The 19455-nt window shown below is 68.4% G+C and carries 18 protein-coding genes; 11 read left to right on the forward strand and 7 right to left on the reverse strand.

Features of this window, described 5'->3' with window-relative positions; genetic code table 11:
- Nucleotides 1–83: 83 nt before the first annotated feature.
- Nucleotides 84–611, forward strand: a complete 528-nt coding sequence (locus tag ASD21_RS07535) for an SRPBCC family protein (protein ID WP_056439010.1) — start codon at nucleotides 84–86, stop codon at nucleotides 609–611.
- A gap of 47 nt (nucleotides 612–658) precedes the next feature.
- Here the strand turns inward: ASD21_RS07535 and ASD21_RS07540 are convergent, their stop codons facing one another.
- Nucleotides 659–1651 carry a glucokinase gene (locus tag ASD21_RS07540; protein ID WP_056439013.1) on the reverse strand — a complete coding sequence of 331 codons (993 nt, stop codon included), beginning with the start codon at nucleotides 1649–1651 and terminating at the stop codon, nucleotides 659–661.
- 220 nt (nucleotides 1652–1871) lie between these two features.
- Here ASD21_RS07540 and ASD21_RS07545 point away from each other — a divergent pair, with 220 nt between their 5' ends.
- Together ASD21_RS07545 and ASD21_RS07550 are read left to right on the forward strand one after the other, a co-directional pair.
- Nucleotides 1872–2225 carry a PilZ domain-containing protein gene (locus tag ASD21_RS07545; protein WP_082554671.1) on the forward strand — a complete coding sequence of 118 codons (354 nt, stop codon included), beginning with the start codon at nucleotides 1872–1874 and terminating at the stop codon, nucleotides 2223–2225.
- A 230-nt stretch (nucleotides 2226–2455) separates the two neighbouring features.
- Nucleotides 2456–4774 (forward strand): alkaline phosphatase family protein, encoded by a 2319-nt coding sequence (locus ASD21_RS07550; protein ID WP_200941406.1) that lies wholly within the window; start codon nucleotides 2456–2458, stop codon nucleotides 4772–4774.
- A gap of 108 nt (nucleotides 4775–4882) precedes the next feature.
- Here the strand turns inward: ASD21_RS07550 and ASD21_RS07555 are convergent, their stop codons facing one another.
- Together ASD21_RS07555 and ASD21_RS07560 are read right to left on the reverse strand one after the other, a co-directional pair.
- On the reverse strand, nucleotides 4883–5323 hold the full coding sequence (locus ASD21_RS07555) for a helix-turn-helix domain-containing protein (protein ID WP_056439019.1): 441 nt from the start codon (nucleotides 5321–5323) through the stop codon (nucleotides 4883–4885).
- 187 nt (nucleotides 5324–5510) lie between these two features.
- Nucleotides 5511–6335 (reverse strand): acyl-homoserine-lactone synthase, encoded by an 825-nt coding sequence (locus ASD21_RS07560; RefSeq protein WP_056439022.1) that lies wholly within the window; start codon nucleotides 6333–6335, stop codon nucleotides 5511–5513.
- A 140-nt stretch (nucleotides 6336–6475) separates the two neighbouring features.
- Between ASD21_RS07560 and ASD21_RS07565 the strand changes: the two genes are divergently transcribed.
- Together ASD21_RS07565 and ASD21_RS07570 are read left to right on the forward strand one after the other, a co-directional pair.
- Nucleotides 6476–6805 (forward strand): Mpo1-like protein, encoded by a 330-nt coding sequence (locus ASD21_RS07565; RefSeq protein ID WP_056439024.1) that lies wholly within the window; start codon nucleotides 6476–6478, stop codon nucleotides 6803–6805.
- A 107-nt stretch (nucleotides 6806–6912) separates the two neighbouring features.
- Nucleotides 6913–8901: a protein meaA gene (locus ASD21_RS07570; protein WP_056439027.1), complete on the forward strand. Its 1989-nt coding sequence runs from the start codon at nucleotides 6913–6915 to the stop codon at nucleotides 8899–8901.
- Nucleotides 8902–9043: 142 nt separating this feature from the next.
- Here the strand turns inward: ASD21_RS07570 and ASD21_RS07575 are convergent, their stop codons facing one another.
- Nucleotides 9044–10126 (reverse strand): glycoside hydrolase family 88/105 protein, encoded by a 1083-nt coding sequence (locus tag ASD21_RS07575; RefSeq protein ID WP_056439029.1) that lies wholly within the window; start codon nucleotides 10124–10126, stop codon nucleotides 9044–9046.
- 31 nt (nucleotides 10127–10157) lie between these two features.
- On the opposite strand from ASD21_RS07575, the gene ASD21_RS07580 reads away from it, so the two are divergent.
- On the forward strand, nucleotides 10158–10448 hold the full coding sequence (locus ASD21_RS07580) for a nucleotidyltransferase family protein (RefSeq protein WP_056439032.1): 291 nt from the start codon (nucleotides 10158–10160) through the stop codon (nucleotides 10446–10448).
- Between the two features lie 178 nt (nucleotides 10449–10626).
- Here ASD21_RS07580 and ASD21_RS07585 read toward each other — a convergent pair whose 3' ends face one another.
- On the reverse strand, nucleotides 10627–12003 hold the full coding sequence (locus tag ASD21_RS07585; protein WP_056439036.1) for an MFS transporter: 1377 nt from the start codon (nucleotides 12001–12003) through the stop codon (nucleotides 10627–10629).
- Between the two features lie 93 nt (nucleotides 12004–12096).
- Between ASD21_RS07585 and ASD21_RS07590 the strand changes: the two genes are divergently transcribed.
- The gene (locus ASD21_RS07590) at nucleotides 12097–12822 is read left to right on the forward strand and encodes an extensin-like domain-containing protein (RefSeq protein WP_235524855.1); all 726 of its coding nucleotides are present in this window, start codon (nucleotides 12097–12099) and stop codon (nucleotides 12820–12822) included.
- An 87-nt stretch (nucleotides 12823–12909) separates the two neighbouring features.
- A complete protein-coding gene (locus tag ASD21_RS07595) occupies nucleotides 12910–13662 on the forward strand; it encodes an extensin-like domain-containing protein (protein ID WP_056439037.1) in 753 nt (250 codons plus the stop codon).
- 76 nt (nucleotides 13663–13738) lie between these two features.
- Here ASD21_RS07595 and ASD21_RS07600 read toward each other — a convergent pair whose 3' ends face one another.
- Entirely contained in the window at nucleotides 13739–14221 is a 483-nt protein-coding gene (locus ASD21_RS07600) for an SRPBCC family protein (protein WP_156398312.1), read from the reverse strand.
- Between the two features lie 205 nt (nucleotides 14222–14426).
- Between ASD21_RS07600 and ASD21_RS07605 the strand changes: the two genes are divergently transcribed.
- From ASD21_RS07605 to ASD21_RS07615, 3 genes are all read left to right on the forward strand, one after another.
- Complete coding sequence (locus ASD21_RS07605; RefSeq protein WP_156398313.1) at nucleotides 14427–15161, forward strand: outer membrane protein; 735 nt, start codon at nucleotides 14427–14429, stop codon at nucleotides 15159–15161.
- Between the two features lie 102 nt (nucleotides 15162–15263).
- A complete protein-coding gene (locus ASD21_RS07610; RefSeq protein WP_056439715.1) occupies nucleotides 15264–16031 on the forward strand; it encodes an SDR family oxidoreductase in 768 nt (255 codons plus the stop codon).
- A gap of 153 nt (nucleotides 16032–16184) precedes the next feature.
- Entirely contained in the window at nucleotides 16185–18749 is a 2565-nt protein-coding gene (locus ASD21_RS07615; protein ID WP_082554672.1) for a response regulator, read from the forward strand.
- Here ASD21_RS07615 and ASD21_RS07620 read toward each other — a convergent pair.
- Entirely contained in the window at nucleotides 18746–19372 is a 627-nt protein-coding gene (locus ASD21_RS07620) for a DUF2306 domain-containing protein (protein WP_056439043.1), read from the reverse strand. The two genes, ASD21_RS07615 and ASD21_RS07620, sit on opposite strands and share 4 nt — an antisense overlap.
- Between the last annotated feature and the right edge of the window lie 83 nt (nucleotides 19373–19455).

The following is a 19455-nucleotide window of genomic DNA, read 5'->3' on the forward strand; positions in this document are numbered from 1 at the left end:
GACCCGAGTGAAGCCAACAAGGACGGGGCCGGCCATCTCGCGGATTTGGCCGGTTCCGTTCGTCGCAAGAGGAGGGGACAGCCGTGCTCAAGATCATCGCCATCGTCGTCGCCGTCGCGATCGTCGCCCTGCTGGGCTACGCGGCGACCAAGCCCAACCACTTCCGCGTCGCCCGCTCGACCGTGATCAAGGCGCCGCCGGAAAAGATCTACGCCCTGATCGACGACTTCCATAAGTGGGGAGCCTGGTCGCCCTACGAGAAGCTGGATCCGGCCATGACCCGCACCTACGGCGGCCCGGCCAGCGGGCTGGGCTCGACCTATGCCTGGAGCGGCAACGGCAAGGCCGGGGCCGGCCGCATGGAGATCATCGAGGCCGCCGCGCCGTCGAAGCTGGTCACCAGCCTGGACTTCACCAAGCCTTTCGAGGTCCACAACAAGGCGATCTTCACCCTGGTCCCCGAGGGCGAGGCCACCCGCGTCACCTGGGCCATGGAGGGACCGTCGCCCTTCCTGTTCAAGGTGATGGACGTGATCTTCAACATGGACCGGATGGCCGGCAAGGACTTCGAGACCGGTCTGGCCAGCCTGAAGGCGGAAGCCGAAAAGTAGACCCGTCTGGGGACATGCGCTTGCGCGTGTCCCCAGACACGAGCCGCTCAGCAGTCGAGGAACTTCACGTCCGAGGCGGCGTAGTGCATGTCGCTGGGGGTGAACAGGCTGGACAGGCCTAGCAGGGTGGGGCGGCCGGGCATTCTGAACACCGGCACCTCGGCCAGATAATAGCTCATCCGCCCCTTGGTCCGGTAGCGGCGCGCGAAGGCTTCCAGGTCCAGCAGGCCGTCGATCGCCTCCAGCAGCGGGCTGTTGAGGAACACCCCGCCCCGGGCGGCGAACAGCAGGGCCATGTCCCCGGCGAAACCGCCCAGCAGGGCGCTGAAGATCGAGATCGCCTCGCGGGCCTTGGTGTCTCCGGCTCGCGCCAGCTCTATGATAACGTTGTCATTTTCCGGCACGGCGAGAGGATCCCCGTCGCCGACCAGCGCGCAGTGGATGTCGCCGAGGCCTTCCTTGGACAGCAGGCGTTCGGCGGACACGTCGCCGTGGCGGGCGCGGACGGCCGAGAAGATCGGCGCCTCGCGGGCCTCGACCGGACAGAAGTCCATGTGACCGCCCTCGCTGGGCACGGCCAGCCAGCCCTCGCCCCGCAGCGGGGCCAGGCCGGCCACGCCCAGGCCGATGTCGGGACCCAGCACGGCGATGGCGCCGTTGCGGGCGGGCTTGCCGGGATGGACCACGCTCAGCTCGGCCTCGGCGACCTTGGGCGCGCCCATGGCGCAGGCGGTGAAGTCGTTGACCAGATAGACCCGGGGCGTGCGCAGGACGTGGCGCAGCCAAGTCAGGGAGACGCTCAGGCCGCCGTTGGTCACGACGATCGTCCCGTCGATCTCGGGACCGGCGACGGCGATCGCCGCGCCCACCAGCGCATCCGGACCCAGCTCGGCCAGGACCGACTTGAGGCCAGCTTCCAGCTCCAGCGGCGTGGAGCCGGGCAGCACCCGGTGCTCGCCGGGCGTGTCGCCGGGCCGGGCCAGGGCGACGATCAGATCGCGGCCGTTCACGTCGGCCAACAGCGCCACGCCGTGGGTCATCGGGCGGTCCTTTTCATTTCCTCGTGGGCCGGTCTTCGCCGGCCTGGGCGCATCATAACCGCAACCGGGTTATCCGCTAAATAACCGCGGCCGCTCGCGGTTCCCCATTGGCGCTCAAGAGGCGCTTTTTGCGGGGATAACCGGGGCCCGCGGCGTGGTCAGCGGCAAATAAACCTTTCCGCTGCACCGCCGATTAACGCCGCCGCGCGTTGGTAGGGGTATGTCGAAGTTTGGTTCTGACGGGGCTCTCGACCGGCGCGCCGGTCCCCGCACGTCTATGCAGCATCCCGGGAAGGTGCTTTGCGGCGCCTTCGCGTGGGACTGCGTCGTGCGCGACCAGTCGGACACGGGCCTGCGCATCCAGATGCTGTCCAGCGCGACGCCGCCGGACAGCGTCCAACTGGTCGACCTGGTCACCGGCTATGCCCACGAAGCCAAGGTGGTCTGGCAGAAGGACCGCGAATTCGGCCTGAAGATCCTTCGCAGCCACGACCTGCGGGGTCTGGCGCCGGCCTCGCTGCAGACGGCCAAGCGCATCTGGCAGGCCGGCCAGCGTCGGGTTTCGGCCAGCTAGGCGATCCAAAGCCGCGAGGTCGATCCACCGCTGTCGGCCGCCGACCCCGCGCGACGCCGCGTCATGTCAAGACTGATTTCGCTTCATAAGTGCATCTATAATTCTTCCCCCATGCGTTGACTCAATCCTTTGGGATGAGCAACTTCTCCCGCGATCATAGGTGGTCTTCAGTTGATCGCTCGCCGCGCGCGAGGGCGACGCCGAATTCCGAGGGGCCGGGAGGACGAGACATGTCTACGCCGCAGACCGCGCAGGTCTACATCACCAACACCACTGACGGAAACGCGGCGATCACGCTGTGGCACACCAATTCCGACTACCCCACCGAGTCCGGCTCATGGACAGCAGGGCCCAACCAGACGGTCGGCCCACTCACCGTGCATTTCAAGACCGGCATCGGATCGTGGACGGTCTGGGACTACTGGGCCTGCGAGATCAACGTGACCAGCGGCTCGACGCCCGGTCTCTACGAGAGCAGCGGCACCCTGGAATACAGCGACTGGAAGGAATGCCAGCTGCAGGGGCCGGACGCCGGCCAGAACCTGACCTTCACGGTCAATTCCGAGACCTTCGTCATCAATCTGGACTCCGGCGGCACCTCGACGGACATGAACCCGGTCGATCAGGTGACGGCCGAGGCCTATGTGACCAACAACACCGACGGCAACGCCATCATCACGCTGTGGCACAACAACAGCACCGACGGGACCCAGTGCGGAACCTGGACGGCGACGCCGGGCCAGCAGGTGGGGCCGCTGACCGTCACCTTCCGCCTGGGCCTGGATGTGGCCCTGGTGCTGGACTACTGGGCCCTGAAGCTGGTCGTGCAGGACGGTTCGACGCCGGGCGTCTACCAGAGCGGGGGCTCGTTGATCGACTCCCTTTGGAAGGAGTGCCAGCTGCAGTCGGCCGACGCCGGCCAGAACCTGGGGCTGACGGTCGACACCGGCACGTTCTCGATCAACCTGCCCTCGGGCGGGACCACGACGGCGATGAGCAAGACCGGTCCCTACGCCCTGGTCGACAACGTCTTCGTCCTGATGCTGGAGAACCATTCGTTCGACAACATCTTCGCCCTCTCGGGCATTCCCGGGATCACGGCGGCCACCGCCTCGGACAGCAACAGCTATAACGGAACGCCCTATTTCGTCGGTTCTCCGGCCCCGCCGTCCATGCCGACCGATCCCGGGCACGAGTTCGCCGACGTCGTCGAGCAACTGTGCGGCCAGGGCGCGACCCACACGCCGTGGCAGGCCTACAACACGCCGATCAACAACAGCGGCTTCGTCGCCAACTACGCCACCACGACCACCGAGATCACGTCGAACAATCCCGGCCTGCCGACCTCGGGCGAGTATGGCGACGTTATGCTGTGCTTCGATACGCCGACCCAGTTGCCGGTGATCTACCAGCTGGCCACCACCTTCGCCCTCTGCGACCAGTGGCATTCCTCCATTCCCGGCCCGACCTGGCCCAACCGGTTCTTCGTCCACGGCGCCTCGTCGGCGGGCTGGGCGGATTCCCCCAGCTCCGCCCAGATCGGCCTGTGGGAGGCGCCGCTGGGGGGCGGCTTCGTGTATCCCAGCGGCAGTTCGATCTACGGCAAGCTGACGGCGAACGGCCAGCAGTGGCGCCTCTATGCCGACGAGAGCGGCCCGGTGCTGGGCGGCGTGCCCCAGGTGTCGGCGCTGAAGGGCATCGTCTGGAAGCTCGACACCAACGACGTCTCTTCGCTAGCCTCGGACCTCCAGGGTCCGTATCCTTACGCCTACACCTTCATCGAGCCCAACTACGGCGATGTGTTGGGCGGCTCGTATGTCGGCGGTTCGTCGCAGCACCCGATGGATTCGGTGACGGGCGGCGAGGCCCTGATCAAGACGACCTACGAGGCGATCCGCAATTCGCCGCTCTGGGACCGCAGCCTGCTGATCATCACCTATGACGAGCACGGCGGCTTCTACGACTCCGTCGCGCCCGTCGCGGCCACGCCGCCGAACGACGGCAGCCCGCAGGACCTGTCGATCAATTCCGGCGGCTTCCTGTTCGACGTGTACGGCGTGCGCGTGCCGGCGGTGATCGTTTCGCCTCTGATCCCGGCGGGCGTGGTCGACCACACGCTCTACGATCACGCCTCGGTCTCGGCCACGCTGCAGGGGTTGTTCGGCCTGACCCCGATGACCCAGCGCGACACCGGCGCCAACAACGTCCTGTCGCTGCTGTCGCTGTCGACCCCGCGCACCGACTGCCCGACCGTCCTGAACAATCCCGCGACGGCGGCGGTCGCGCGGGCGGCGGTCGCGGCGCCCCCGCCCGACACCCCCTTTCCCGAGAGCGGCAACGCCCAGGGCTTCCTGCAGATCCTGGCCAAGACCGATGCGGCGCTGACGCGCGGCGATCCGGCCGAGACCGCGGCGATCCAGGCGCGCCTTGCCGCCATCAAGACCGTGGGCGAGGCGCAAGCCTATGGGGACGAGGTGGCGGCGAAGGTCAGCCTGGCCCGGGCGGCCCGCAAGGCCCCGCCCGCTCCGCCGTCGCGCCCGTCCCGCTGAGGGCGTCGCGTGGCCGGGATTCGCGGCCGCAAAAACGATCGGGCCCCGGCGATGTCTCGCCGGGGCCCGAACGGACTAGCTGTGATTTTCGCGAGACCCGGGGCCGGATCAGGCGGCGGCGTTTTCGGCCCGAGCGGCTTCTTCGGCCATGGCGCGAACCAGGTCGAGAACCTGACGGCGCACGCGGCCGCGGCCGATCTTCGGGAACACTTCGGCCAGTTCCAGACCCTCGGGGGTGGTCAGGAATTCCTGCACGATGCGTTCGGCCTGTTGACCGACTTCGTCGCCGTCGGAACCGTCCATCGGGTCGGCCAGGCCGTCGAAGAAGAACGACACCGGGACCTGGAGGGTCTTGGCGATTTCATACAGCTTCGAAGCGCTGACGCGGTTGGCGCCACGCTCGTACTTCTGCACCTGCTGGAAGGTCAGGCCCAGCGAGTCGGCCAGCTGTTCCTGGCTGACGCCCAAAAGCTTGCGACGCATCCGGACACGGCCACCGACGTGCAGATCGACGGGATTCGGGCGTCGGCCCTCGGTTTCTTCGCTCAAGTTTCGCCTCCAAAGGTTGTCAATTCACCATGCCACGTCCGGGGCGTTCATGGAACGCGGCAGAGGCAGGGCGCGGCGTTAGGTCGCTGTGGTTTAGCTGACAAGCCCCAAGCTTTCCCTAACGTAGGGACGTACACGCCCAGATCGAGGCGATTTCCGGGCAAAATTGTTTCGCTGTACGACAGCTCTAGGTGTTGAACGCCTGACGGAAGGGTTGTGATCCGCGGTCCGCCCAGATTCGGCGAGCCTGTCCGAACACGTCGTTAAGCCGATACAGGGTCTCGGCGGCCAGGGTCTCGTCGCGGGCGGTCCCCGGGGCGAACTGCGGGATCTGGGCGCGAACCACCTGGCGCTGCACGGCGGCCAGATTGCCGAAGGCCCGCAGATCGAACTCGTCGACATGATAGCCGACCGGCCCGTCCATGCCGATCGCCTCGCGCACCCGTTCCAGCAGGTCGGGCGACAGCGCGATCTCGGAGCCGGCGACCACGCCATAGGCATAGGGCCGGGGCAGGCCGACCAGGCGTGTGTCGATCGGCGAATTCAGGATCCCGGGATAGAGCGACATGTCGATCATGCCGACGAAGCGCGAGACCTTGTTGACCAGGGCCAGCTCCATCGCCGCGGCCCAGACCTCGAACACCCGGGCGCCGCGGCCCGGACCCTTCTTGGCGCGATAGATCTCGGTGGTGAACAGGCGGGTCGCCTCCCAGACGTCGACGCCTTTCTTGGGCGTCTCGCCGGGCGCGATCAGGTGGGGGAACTTGTCGGCCAGCATGCAGCGCTCGTCGGTGGGATGCAGGCGCAAGCCGACCTCGAGCAGCATGTCGTCATCGAAACCCAGCAGGTAGATGGCGCGGAAGTCGTCGTAGTCGTCGACCTCGCCGCCATCGAGCACGACCAGGTCGACCCAGCCGTTCTTCTCGACGCACTGCTCGCGCCGCTGTTCGTGCATGGCCCACAACTGCGGCCCGTAAAGGTGTCGGTTCTCGGACGTGACGATGTGGATCATGGTTCCATCCCCCGCGGCGGATGGCGTTCATAGATCACAGGTTCTTCGCGCGCCGGGATAGGCCGAACGGCCTATAGCTGACCCTGGATTGTGCGCCCTGGCGGGCTTGCTTCCGGCCGCCGACAGACGGAACATGGGGCATGACCAGCCATGACGACGGACAAGCCGGAACCGAGCGCTACCGCACCTTCGCGGCGTTCTATCCCTTCTATCTGACCGAACACGTCAACCGCGTCAGCCGGCGGCTGCACGTGATCGGCACGACCCTGGTCATCGCCGTCCTGGCCTGCGGTTTCCTGGTCGACTGGCGGTTCTTCGTGGCCGCGCCCCTGGTCGGCTACGGCTTCGCCTGGGTCGGGCACTTCGTGTTCGAGAAGAACCGGCCGGCCACGTTCAAGCACCCGTTCTACAGCCTGGCGGGCGATTTTCGGCTGTGGTTCGAGGTGGTGACGGGCAAGCGACCCTTCTAGGTCTCTTCGCTTTTGCGATATTGCATCGCAGCAAAACCCGGTTCATGATCGTTGCCATACCCATAATGAAAGATGGGCAAGAACGATAAGACGATCGGGAGCGCAGGATGTCAGGCAAGCCGTATCAGCACGCGCCGGATGCGCCGTGGATTTTCCGGACCTATGCGGGGCATTCCACGGCCGAGAAATCCAACGCGCTGTACCGGGCCAACCTGGCCAAGGGCCAGACCGGCCTCTCCGTCGCCTTCGACCTGCCCACCCAGACCGGCTACGACGCCGACCACATCCTGGCGCGCGGCGAGGTCGGCAAGGTGGGGGTGCCGATCAGCCATATCGGCGACATGCGCCAGCTGTTCGACCAGATCCCGCTGGAACAGTCCAACACCTCCATGACCATCAACGCCCCGGCCGCTTGGCTGCTGGCGATGTACGTGGCGTTGGCCGACGAGCAGGGGGCCGATCGCGCGCTCCTGCAGGGCACCACCCAGAATGACCTGATCAAGGAGTATCTGAGCCGGGGCACCTACATCTTCCCGCCGGGCCCGAGCCTGCGGCTGATCGGCGACATGATCGCCTGGTGCTACCGGGAGGTTCCCAAGTGGAACCCGATGAACGTCTGCAGCTACCACCTGCAGGAGGCGGGCGCGACGCCGGAGCAGGAGCTGGCCTTCGCCCTGGCCACGGCGATCAGCGTGCTCGACACCGTCAAGGCCGGCGGCCAGGTGCCCGAGGAAGACTTCGAGATCGTCGCCTCGCGGATCAGCTTCTTCGTCAACGCCGGGGTGCGGTTCGTCACCGAGCTTTGCAAGATGCGGTCGTTCACGCGCCTGTGGGACCAGATCCTGCTGGAGCGCTACGGCGTGCGGGACCAGAAGGCCCGGCGCTTCCGCTACGGGGTGCAGGTCAACAGCCTGGGCCTGACCGAGCAGCAGCCCGAGAACAACGTCTACCGCATCCTGATCGAGGCCCTGGCGGTGACGCTCAGCAAGGACGCCCGCTGCCGGGCCCTGCAGCTGCCGGCCTGGAACGAGGCGCTGGGCCTGCCGCGTCCGTTCGACCAGCAGTGGTCGCTGCGGCTGCAGCAGGTGCTGGCCTACGAGACCGACCTGCTGGAATACGAGGACCTGTTCGACGGCAGCCACGTGGTCGAGGCCAAGGTCGCCGAGCTGTCGAAGGGGGCGCTGGAGCAGCTGGCCCTGATCGACGCCATGGGCGGGGCGCCCAACGCCATCGACTACATGAAGACCGAGCTGGTCGGTTCGAACGCCCGGCGCGTGCGCTCGGTCGAGACGGGCGACATGACCGTGGTCGGGGTCAACCGCTGGACCGACAGCGAGGACTCGCCCCTGTCGGCCGGCGAGAGCAGCATCGAGACCGTCGATCCGCGCCTGGAGGCCGGCGTCGTCGAGCGGTTGAAGGCCTGGCGCGCGGCCCGCGACCCAGTGGCCGCCGAAGCCGCCATGGCCGACCTGAAGGCCGCGGCCGCCGACGGCCGCAACATCATGGAGCCCTCGATCGTCGCCGCCAAGGCCGGGATCACCACCGGCGAGTGGGCCGGGGCCCTGCGCGAGGTGTTCGGCGAATATCGCGGCCCGACCGGCGTGGCCGTCGTGGTCTCGACCGGCGAGGCCGAGGACGTCGAGGCGGTCAAGCGCGAGGTCGAGCGGGTCTCGCGGGTGCTGGGCCGCACCCTGACCTACCTGGTCGGCAAGCCGGGCCTGGACGGCCACTCCAACGGCGCCGAGCAGATCGCCACCCGGGCCCGGGCTTGCGGCATGGAGGTGATCTATGACGGCATCCGCTCGACCCCGGAAGAGATCGTCCGCCGCGCCAAGGAAGGCCGCGCCCACGTGGTGGGCCTGTCCATCCTGTCGGGCTCGCACCTGGACCTGGTGCAGGAGGTCATCCGCGTGATGCGCGCCGAAGGCCTGGGCCACATCCCGGTCGTGGCCGGCGGCATCATCCCCGAGGGCGACGCCCTGATCCTCAAACAGATGGGCGTGGCGCGGATCTACACGCCGAAGGACTTCAAGATCACCGAGATCATGGGCGACGTGGTGCGGCTGGTGGAGGAGGCGGCGCTGGCGGAAGCTTGAGTTCGGGGAATCAGATGCACTGTCACCGTACCGGGGTAGGGGGACTAGGCGGGCTGATCGAGCAGGGCGCGCGGCTCGCCATCAAGGATTTAAGGCGCGGCCTCGCCGCTGCGGGCTTTCCGCGCCCCCGGAGAGAGGGCGCTCAAGTCCGCTTCCCTCCCCACGCCCCCGCCCGCGCCGCCGCGAACCACATGACCGGCGCCTGGCCGTGCAGGTCTCCGGTCGTCCGGGGACGGTTTAGATAGTAGGCGGCGTCTTGCGACTGGCCGGTGCCGATGCAGACGTCCGACACCTGACCGTCCGCGCCGACATAGGCGGCCAGGGCTTTCCAGGCCCGGTCGCCGGCGGTGCGATAGGCCTTCTCGCGCAGCAGGCCTCGGCCGACGCCGACGGTCATGGCGAAGCCGAACATCGCCGTGGACGAGGTCTCCTTCCAGGCGTCGGGATAGTCGATCAACTGCCGCCACATGCCGTCGTCGGCCTGATAGCGCAGAAGCGCGGCCATCATCTTCCGATAGCCGGCGTGCACGGCCGCGAACCGCGCGTGGGTCGGCGGCAGTTCGGACAGCACCTCGGCCAGTCCCGCGGCCACCCAGCCGTTGCCGCGTCCCCAGAAGAACGGCGCGTCCGGGCCGTGGTGGATCAGGCCGTTGGGCTGCTGCAGGCGCTCCACATAGGCCTGGGCCGTATGGGCCGCGCGGTCCAGGTAGCGGGTCTCGCCGGTGGCGCGCCAGGCCTGCAGCTGCAGGGCGCCGATCATCCAGATGTCGTCGATCCAGAACCGCGACTGGGCGCTGAGGCCGTCGGGGCGCGGATCGCGCCACTGGCCGTCGGCCAGGGCCAGGCCGCGCTCGAGGTCCGCCTGGTCACGGGTCCGCCGATAGAGCTCCAGCGGCCAGACGCCGTAGACATTGACGTCGACATGGTTGGCGGTGTTGACGATGTGGGCGGCCAGCAGGCGCTGGTGGCGCTCGGCCAGGCGGGCGAACAGCGCCGTGTCGCCGGTGGCGGCGGCCAGCCGGGCCACGCCATAGGCGGCGGCCACCTCGGCGTAGTGCACGCCCGTGACCTCGCCGGCCTTGTTGTACATCATGAAGTCGGGCCGCCCGAGATAGGCGTTGGCCGCCCGCGCGCCGATGTCGTCCGAGGCGCGCGCCGACGCCGCGCCGGACGCCAGCAGCCCCGCGCCCGCCGCCAGTCCGCCGATCACCGTCCGCCTGTCCATCCCGGCCTCGCTTTCGTGTTACACTGCCTTCATGACCCTTGACGAAGCCCTCGCCAAGCTGCGCGCGGCCAAGCCGCTGCTGGACCGGTACGGCGTCCAGCGCGTCGGCGTGTTCGGCTCGACGGCGCGAGGCGAGGCGGGACCGGACAGCGACGTGGACGTGCTGGTGGAGTTCCTGCCCGCCACGCTTCCGGGATTTGGCTTCTTCCGGCTGGAGCGGGATCTGGCGGCGCTGTTTGGAAAGCCGGTTGATCTCGTCACGCCGGACGGACTGCACGACCTGATCCAGGAGAAAGTACTGGGCGAGGCGGTCTTTGCGTGATCCCGTCGACCGCCTCTACCTGTCGCGAATGCTCGACGCGATAGGACGCATTCGGCTCTACACGCGGGGCATGGATCAAGCGGCTTTTCTGGCTGACCCCATGGCGTGCGACGCGGTCGCCGGTGGTGGAACTCGATCCGCTGGCGACGGCGGTTGAGCACATCGTCGCCTTGGAAGCCTAGTCCCGTCCCAACCGCCAGGCCGCCGCCAGTCCCACCAGCGCCAGCGGCACGAACGCCGCGAACAGCCACGGGCCGTGCGTCAGGCCGCTCGCCGGGGTGACACCCTGGGCGAAACCCAGGGCGTTGGCCAGGGCGCCGGCGGCGGCCGCGCCGGTGGCGCCGCCGATCAGCTGGGTGGTGGGCACGGCGGCCGAGGCCAGGGGCTGCTCCTCCAGCGGCGCGCCGCCGATCACCCGCTTGGCCAGGAACGCCCAGCAGATGCCGAAGCCGCCGCCCAGGGTGATCATCGACAGGGTGATCCCGACCAGGCCGCCGTGCACGATCTCGACCGCGCCCCAGGCGACTCCGGCCGCGATGACCACGGCCCCCAGGCGGATCGCCCGGCCCTCGTGCCTGGGCTTCAGCCCCGCGACGACGAACGACAAGGCCGTCCAGCCAGCGGCGATGCCGCCGATCACATAGCCGCTCAGCAGCGGCTCGGCGCCGTGCAGCACCTGGATGAAGGTCGGACCGTAGACCGAGAAGCCGACGGTCGCCGCCTCGCAGAAGAAGATCACCGCCAGACCAAGGCCGGTCGCGGTGGCCAGGTCGGACGCCGAGCGCGGCAACAGGCGGTCGGGCGAGCGGTCGTTGACCACCATCATGGCCGCCATGGCCAGGGTTCCGAACACCGCGCACAACGCCGCCGTCAGTCCGCCCGGCACGACGCCGGCGGCGGCGATCAGGGTCACGCCCAGGGTCAGCAGGGCCAGCTGCCGCCCGGGGATGCGTCCGCCTTGGGGAGCCTTGGGGGCGGACGGCACCATGACCAGCACCGCGCCCACGAAGATCACCGCCTGGACCACGAAGAACCAGAACGCCCCGCGCCAGAAGCCGGCCTGGGCGAACAGTCCGCCGCACAGCGGACCCAGCAGGGTCGCCGCACCCCACACCCCGGCGATCGCGCCATAGACCCGCGGCCACAGGCTTTCGGGGAACATGGCGTTGATGGCGACGTAGCACAGCGAGACGATCGCCCCCGCGCCCAGGCCCTGGACCAGACGGCCGGCCACGAAGGTCAGGAACTCCGGCGCGCACGCGCCCATGGCGCAGCCGACGGCGTAGACCACGCCCGCCAGGGCGGTGGCGCGGCGCAGACCGAACCGGATCGACAACTTGCCCGCGCAGGCCCCCGCCAGGATCGAGCCCAGAAGGAAGGCGGCGATCGACCAGCCGAAATATTGCCAACCGCCGATCTCCTTGGCGATGCTGGGCATGATCGTCACCGTCACCAGGGTGTCGGCGGCGTTCAGCCAGATGCCCAGGCACAGCAGGGCGAAGCGTGGGGCCAGTTCGGCGTTGACCAGGCCGCGCCAGCTGTTCGAGGGGGTCATGAGCGTCTCCAGGGACGCGGTAAATGCTCCTTCGGACCGGCCAAGCCAAGCCTTGGGGCTGAACTTCACGACGGCCGCGCCGTTGGATGAAGCGTGAAGCTGGTCCTGCGCGAAACCTCTCCCGAAGCCCGGTCGCTGGCGAGCGCGGCCGGCTTCCTGCTGGACCTGCTGCTGGCGGGGCTCCTGGTGTTCGCCCTGGTCGATCGCCTGGCGCCGCCGCAGGACCTGCCTTGGAAGCCGTTCTCGCTGAACCAGCCGATCGGCCTGGCCACGGCCGGCAAGCTGGCGCGGATCGGCGCGGATCCGGCCGCCTGCCGCGCCGCCCTGCGCGAAGGCGGGGTGCGGTTCGCGGAAGGCGAGACGCGGGAGACCGGCTACTGCTCGACGCGCGACACGGTGCGGGCCGCCGGCCGCCTGGCGCCCGCCGCGCCGGTCATGACCTGCCCGCTGGCGCTGGGTTACGCGCTGTGGGAGCACCAGGTCCTGGTCCCGGCGTCGCGCGAGATCATGGGCAGCCGGCTGGTCCGGGTGGAGCACTACGGAACCTACGCCTGCCGCACGATCTACGGCCGGCCCGGCGAGCGGCCCAGCGCCCATGCCCACGCCGCCGCCCTGGACGTGGCCGGCTTCCGCTTCGCCGACGGACGCCGGGCCACGGTGGCGGCCGACTTCCGGTCAGGCAGCGACGAGGGCCATTTCGTTCAGGCGGCGCGCAACGGCGCCTGCCGGGTGTTCGGGACCGTCCTGAGCCCGGACTACAACGCCGCCCACCGCGATCACCTGCATCTGGAGGGCGGCGGCTACAGGCTGTGCCGTTGATCCGGGTTAGAGGTTGACCCGCCGCTCCGCTAAGGCAAGGCTTGAGCATCAACCCTTTTCAAGCGCCTTCCCCAAATCCCCCTGCCCATGGCCTATCGCGTCCCGCGACATCAGAGCGTCGAGCATCGCACGCGCCGCCAAAACCGCCTGGCGGGGCTGACGGCGCTGTTCCTGCTGTGGGCGCTGGTGCTGGTCATGGCGTTGGTGGCCGAGCGCGGCATAGCCCGCCAGCACCTGCCCTGGAAGCCGCTCAGCATCGTCGATCCGGTCGGCATGGCCACGCGGATCAAGGCGGCGCGGGCCGGCGATGATCCGGCCACCTGTCGGGCGATCCTGCGCAAGGCGGGGCTGTCTTACGAAGAGGTTCCGGAGAAGACCGACGGCGGGTTCTGCACGGTGCGCGACGCCCTGAAGATCGACGGCGGCATGGCCGGCCTGTCGCCGATCGACGCGCCGATGGTCTGCAAGGAGGCTCTGGCCCTGTCGATCTGGGAGCGCCAGGTGGTGCAGCCGGCCGCCTACGAGGTGCTGGGCCAGGGGGTGGTCGGGCTGGAGCACTACGGCACCTATTCCTGCCGGCGGATGTACGGCAAGACGGCCGGACCGGTCAGCGAGCACGCCAGCGCCGACGCCATCGACCTGGCCGGCTTCAAGCTGGCCGACGGCCAGACGGTCTATGTCGCCCGCGACTGGAGCGATCCGGGCCCCAAGGGCCAGTTCCTGCGCCGGGTGCGCGACGGGGCCTGCCGGGTGTTCATCACCACGCTCAGCCCCGACTTCAACGCCGAGCACCACGACCACTTCCACCTGGACATGCACGGGTGGAGCAAGTGCGCGTGAGGCAGGATTGCGCGAGAACCTCAAATAGAGCCGCTCATCCCGGCATTCGCCGGGATGAGCGGAATAAAAATTTAGTTCAGAACGTCTTGGCCACTTCGGCCAATTGATCGGCGACGATGCCCCAGCCTTCGTGGAAGCCCATCCGCTCGTGGGCCTCGCGGTCCTCGACCGTCCAGTGGCGGGCGGTGGCGGTGTAGCGGGTCGTGCCGTCGCCCAGGTCCTCGAACTCGACGATCGCGACCATGAACGGCTTGCCCGACGGGACCCAGGCCGAGCTGAAGGCGTCGGTGAAGACCAGGCGCTTGTTCGGAACGACCTCGAGATAGACGCCGGGATTGGGCACCTCCTCGCCGTTGGGGCCTTGCATGACGACCAGGCTGGAGCCGCCGGGGCGGATGTCCATCTCGGCGTGCGAGACGGTCCAGGGCTTGGGGCAGAACCACTCGTGCATCCGCTCGGGCGTCGTCCAGCACTTGAACAGCTTGTCGGCGGGCACGTCGATGATGCGGGTCAGCACCAGTTCGCGGTCGGCGATGGGGGAGGGGGCGGGGGCGGTCACGGCGTTTCTCCTAAGGGGGGCGTTGTTGTGCCCGAAGGACGACCACGCGGGCGGCGATCCGACATCGCCGGCGAACTTTTGTCGATGCCTGTCCGTCAATGCCCGGCGCCGATAGCGGCAAGCCGAGGGCCGCCTAGGGTGTTCACCTGATTTACCCCTCGCCTGGACAGTTCAGGCTCCGGCTGGGTCGCCAGGGAGCTGTCTGATGAAGGTTGCGGTGGTTCTGGGTTGCGCGGTGGCGCTGGCGGCGACAGCCGTACAGGCGAGGGCCGACGATTTGACGTTCCGCATGGGCACCTATGTCTGGCTGCCCAGCGTCGAGGGGCCTCTGGGGCTGGAGTCCGACCGGCCGACGCCTGTCGTCGGCGACGGCAACATACTGGATAACCTGCAGTTTTTCGGTTTCGGGGTCGCCGAGCTCAGCGGCAACCGGTTCGGTGCGCTGGTGGATTTCGCCTATGTCGACATCGGCTTTGGCCATGACGTCGAACTGCCGCCGCAGATCCCCCTGGAGCCGGACCTCAGCACCAAGGCGATGGTCGGCACGGTGAGCGCCTACTATCGGGTGGTGGACGGCGAAAATTGGGATGTGGACCTGACAGGCGGGATCAGGGGGTTCTGGCTCGAGACCGACTTCACGCTCAGCGCGCCCAACACCACGCTGATCGACGCCGGCGGCGACACCAACTGGATCGACGGGGTGATCGGCGCGAGGGCCCGAGGCCAGTACGGCCGGTGGGGTCTGACCGGCCAGATCGACAGCGGTTGGGGAAGCGACACCTCCAGCTGGCAGGGCCAGGCCCTGGTCGAATACGACCTCTCCAACCGCTGGCGGCTGATGGGCGGCTACCGCTACCTGCACCTGGAGAACGACAAGCGCCGGGTCGACGTCGACCTCGACCTCAAGGGGCCGCTGTTCGGGTTCACCTATCGGTTCTGAGCCGACGCTTGACCTGGACGGGCCCGCGTCCCAATCTGCCCGAAATTCAAACGATCGTTTTGAAAACTTCCGGGAACCGCCGCCATGATCCCTCTCGCCGCCATGACGTCCCTCTTCGACCTCACCGGCAAGGTGGCGATCATCACCGGCAGCTCGCGCGGCATCGGCAGGGCCATCGCCGAGCGCATGGCCGAGCACGGGGCCAAGGTGGTGATCTCCTCGCGCAAGGCCGGGCCCTGCGACGAGGTCGCCGCGGCGATCAACTTCAAATGCGGGGCCGGAACGGCGCTCGCGGTCCCGGCCAACATCGCCTCCAAGGAAGATCTCCAGCACCTGGTCGACGAAACCCGGGCGGTGTTCGGCAAGGTCGACATCTGCGTGTGCAACGCCGCGTCCAACCCCTATTACGGCCCGCTGTCCGGCATCGCCGACGACCAGTTCCGCAAGATCCTCGACAACAACATCATCAGCAATCACTGGCTGATCTCGATGGTCGCCCCGGAGATGCGCGAGCGGAAGGACGGGTCGATCATCATCGTCAGTTCGATCGGCGGCCTGCGCGGCAACGCGGTCATCGGCGCCTACAACATTTCCAAGGCCGCCGACTTCCAGCTGGCCCGCAACCTGGCCCACGAGTTCGGCCCCGACAACGTGCGGGTCAACTGCATCGCGCCGGGCCTGATCAAGACCGACTTCGCCAAGGCGCTGTGGGACAATCCCGAGACCCTGGAGCGCTCGACCAAGGGCGTGCCGCTGCGCCGGATCGGCGAGCCCGACGAACTGGCCGGGGCGGCCATCTACCTGGCGTCGAAGGCGGGCAGTTTCATGACCGGACAAGCTCTGGTGGTGGACGGCGGCGCCACCATCTGAGCGTCGCCATAAAACCGAGCGCGCGACGTGAACGGGGGGATTTTTTGCCCCATTTTCCGCTATTTCTCGATAGAATATCGCATTCCGTGGATCTTTAACTTTGGATACAGGTCGTTTTTGTATCTTGCCGCGGTTCACCAGGAAAACCACGGCTTGCGGCGTTACGTTCTGTTCCTCGCGGCGATCGCAACCCTGTTGGCCGGACCCGGCGGCGCGGCCCTAGCCCGGTCGCCGCAGTCGGCCAAGCTGGACGCCCTGTATCGCGAAATCAGCCGCGACGAGATCAAGCCGCCCACGCGCGAGAACGACGACATCGAGCGGGTCGGACGCCGGGCGCTGAAGCAGCATGGCGACAAGCGCCTGTATGGCCTGTGGTCGGTGCTCTACGCCTACAAGAGCAACCAGGTGCAGCCCCAGTTCGACGACTGGAGCCGCCGCGTGCGTCGCCTGGCCGTGGCCGAGGACGACGCCGAGCTGTTGAACCTGGTCGACCTGCTGACCACGGCCTATCGCCACGAGTCGGGCGGCTTCCGCACTTTCAACGAGGCCGACTGGGTCCGCTATCTCGAGCGCTCGGGTCCGAACATCCGGATGATGGCGGCCATCGAGCGAATCCGCACCCTGGGCCGTTCGGGCCAGTGGGCCGACGCCTCGCGACTGGCGGCCGAGGCGATGGGCCAGATGGAACGCAAGGGTTCGATCGCCCGGCCGCTGCTGGCCGAGGCCCATCAGGTGCACTCCTACACCCTGTCCTACATCGGCGATAAGGAGGGCTCGCTCGACCATATGAGCACGGCCGCGCGCCTGGACGAGGGCAACGCCTTCTACATGCGCAAGGTCGAGCGCATCTACGACATCGCCTACACCGCCGCCGAGGTGGGCGAGCTGGACGCCGCCGAGCACTTCGCCGGCGTGCACCACCATATGACCCAGGCGGCCGGCGACCCGGACCTGAAGACCTGGGATCGTTATCTCTGCGCCCGCATCGCCAACGAGCGGCGCGCGCCGGGGCGGATCCTGGACTGCCTGGACTCGGGCGCGTTCGAGATCGACCACCCGACCAACCGCCTGACCGGCCTGAGTCTGCGGCTGCGCGCCCAGGCCGAAGCCGAGCGCGGCGACGCGGCCAGGGCCAAGGCCGACCTCGACGTGATCCGCGCCATCCCCATCGAGACCCTGGAGCGCGATCCCCAGGCCGAGCGGCTGATCAGCGCCTATATCGCCCTGGCCGAACATCGCGGCGAGGACGCCTTCCGCCTGCTCGACCAATGGCGCCGGCAGGACCACGAGAAGACCCAGGCGGCCCTGTCGCGCAACGGGGCCCAGATGGCCTCGGCGCTGGAGACCGAGCTGAAGTCCAAGCGCGACGAAAGCCGCCGCCTGACCGCCGAGGTCGAACTCAACCGCCGTCTGGCCCACGCCTCGATCGTCATCGCCATGCTGCTGGGCGTGCTGGTGCTGGGCGGGATCGCCTGGGGCGTCTATCTGCGCCGGGCCTCGGAGCGGTTGAAGGAGGCGCGTGGTCGGGCCGAGGCGGCCAACGAGGCCAAGTCCGCCTTCCTGGCCGTGATGAGCCACGAGCTGCGCACGCCGCTGAACGGCATGCTGGGCATGGCCCAGGCCCTGCGCGGCGAGACCCTGAACGCCCGCCAGCGCGAGCAGGTGGAGCTGATGATCGACAGCGGCGACACGCTGTTGGTGCTGCTCAACGACATTCTGGACCTGTCGAAGATCGAGGCCGGCAAGCTGGAGATCGCCCCCACGGCCGGCGACCTCGTCGGGGTCTGCGCCCGCCTGGTGGGCGGCTATCAGCCTACGGCGCGCGAGAAGGGCGTCGATCTGACCTTCACCGTGGCCGGCGAGCCGCCGCCGATGTTGCTGTTCGACGCCGTACGGGTTCGCCAGTGCCTGGCCAACCTGCTGTCCAACGCCCTGAAGTTCACGGTGGTCGGTCGGGTCGACGTGACCCTGGCCTGGGCGCCCGATCCCCAGACGGGGCGCACGGTGGTGACCTTGACCGTCAGCGACACCGGCATCGGCATGGGCCAGGCCACCCTGTCCAAGCTGTTCGGGGCCTTCACCCAGGCCGATGCCTCGACCACCCGCACGTTCGGCGGCACGGGCCTGGGCCTGAACATCACCCGCCGGCTGGCCGAGCTGATGGACGGCGAGATCCTGGTCGACAGCCGGGAGGGCGGGGGCTCGACCTTCACGCTCGGCTTCCAGGTCGATGTCTCGAGCGCGGGAGCGACCGAGACGGCCGCCGCGGCGTTCGGCGTTCCGGACGAGGACGAGGCGCTCTCGCCCCTGCACGGCCGCCGGGTGCTGGTGGTCGACGACCATCCGGTCAACCGCCGGGTCATCAAGCTGTTCCTGGCTCCGTTCGACTGCGACCTGGTCGAGGTCGAGAACGGCCGCCAGGCCCTGGAGGCGTTGGAGGCCGAGCCCTTCGACCTGGTGCTGATGGACGTCAACATGCCGGTGATGGACGGGCTGGAGGCCACGCGCCGCCTGCGCCGCGATCCGCGCTGGGCCGCCTTGCCGGTCATCGCCCTGACCGCCGACGTCATGCGGACCCAGATCGACACCTGCATCGAGGCCGGCATGGACGCCCACATCGCCAAGCCGATCGACCTGCGCGACCTGCTGTCGGTGCTGGTCCAGGTGCTGGACAGGCAGGGCGCGACCCAGGCCGCCGCCGAAACCGTCAGCGCCTAGAGCCTTTCCCGACCTGATCGCGCCGGACGGCCAAGGCCGCCGCGCAGATAGAGCTCGATCAGGATCAGGTTCGGGATCCACGCCAGGAACGATGAGGCGCGATAGGCGTCCAGCGGCGCCATCCCCAGCATCGGCAGCACCACGATGTAGATCCGCAGGGTGACCGCGGCGAAGGTCATGGCGAAGGAGCGCAGCATCCAGGCCCGGTGGTCGTCGAAGCGGCGCGCCATCGCCAGGCGCCAGCCCTGGAGGTTGGCCGTGATCCAGCAGATGGCCAGGCTGGCGAAGCCGACCGTCGCGATGGGGCCGGCCGTCGTACCGAAGGCCATGACCAGGCCGCCGATCCCGCCGGCCAGGCAGCCGACCACGTAGACGCGTCCCAACGTCCGATGCAGGGCGGGAAGGCGCCGCCGGACCCAGGGCAGGAACTGGATCGGCCCGACCAGCAGCGCCGTCGCCGCTCCGGCCACATGCACGTCCAGCCACGGCCGCGCGAACAGGTTGGCCAGGATGTCGGGCGACAGCAGCCCGACGCGCGGCAGGTAACGGTAGGAAAACAGCGCCACCGCCGCGCTCATCAGCGCATACAGGGTCCAGAGGCTCCAGGTCAGGCGTCGGGTCATGCGGATCTCCAGGGTTTGGCGGAGATTGCGAAGGTCGCCGACCGGCGCTAGGCGAGGTTGCGTGAGCGGCGTCAATTCTGCGC

This window comes from Caulobacter sp. Root1455, assembly GCF_001426905.1.
Taxonomy (GTDB): Bacteria; Pseudomonadota; Alphaproteobacteria; order Caulobacterales; family Caulobacteraceae; genus Caulobacter.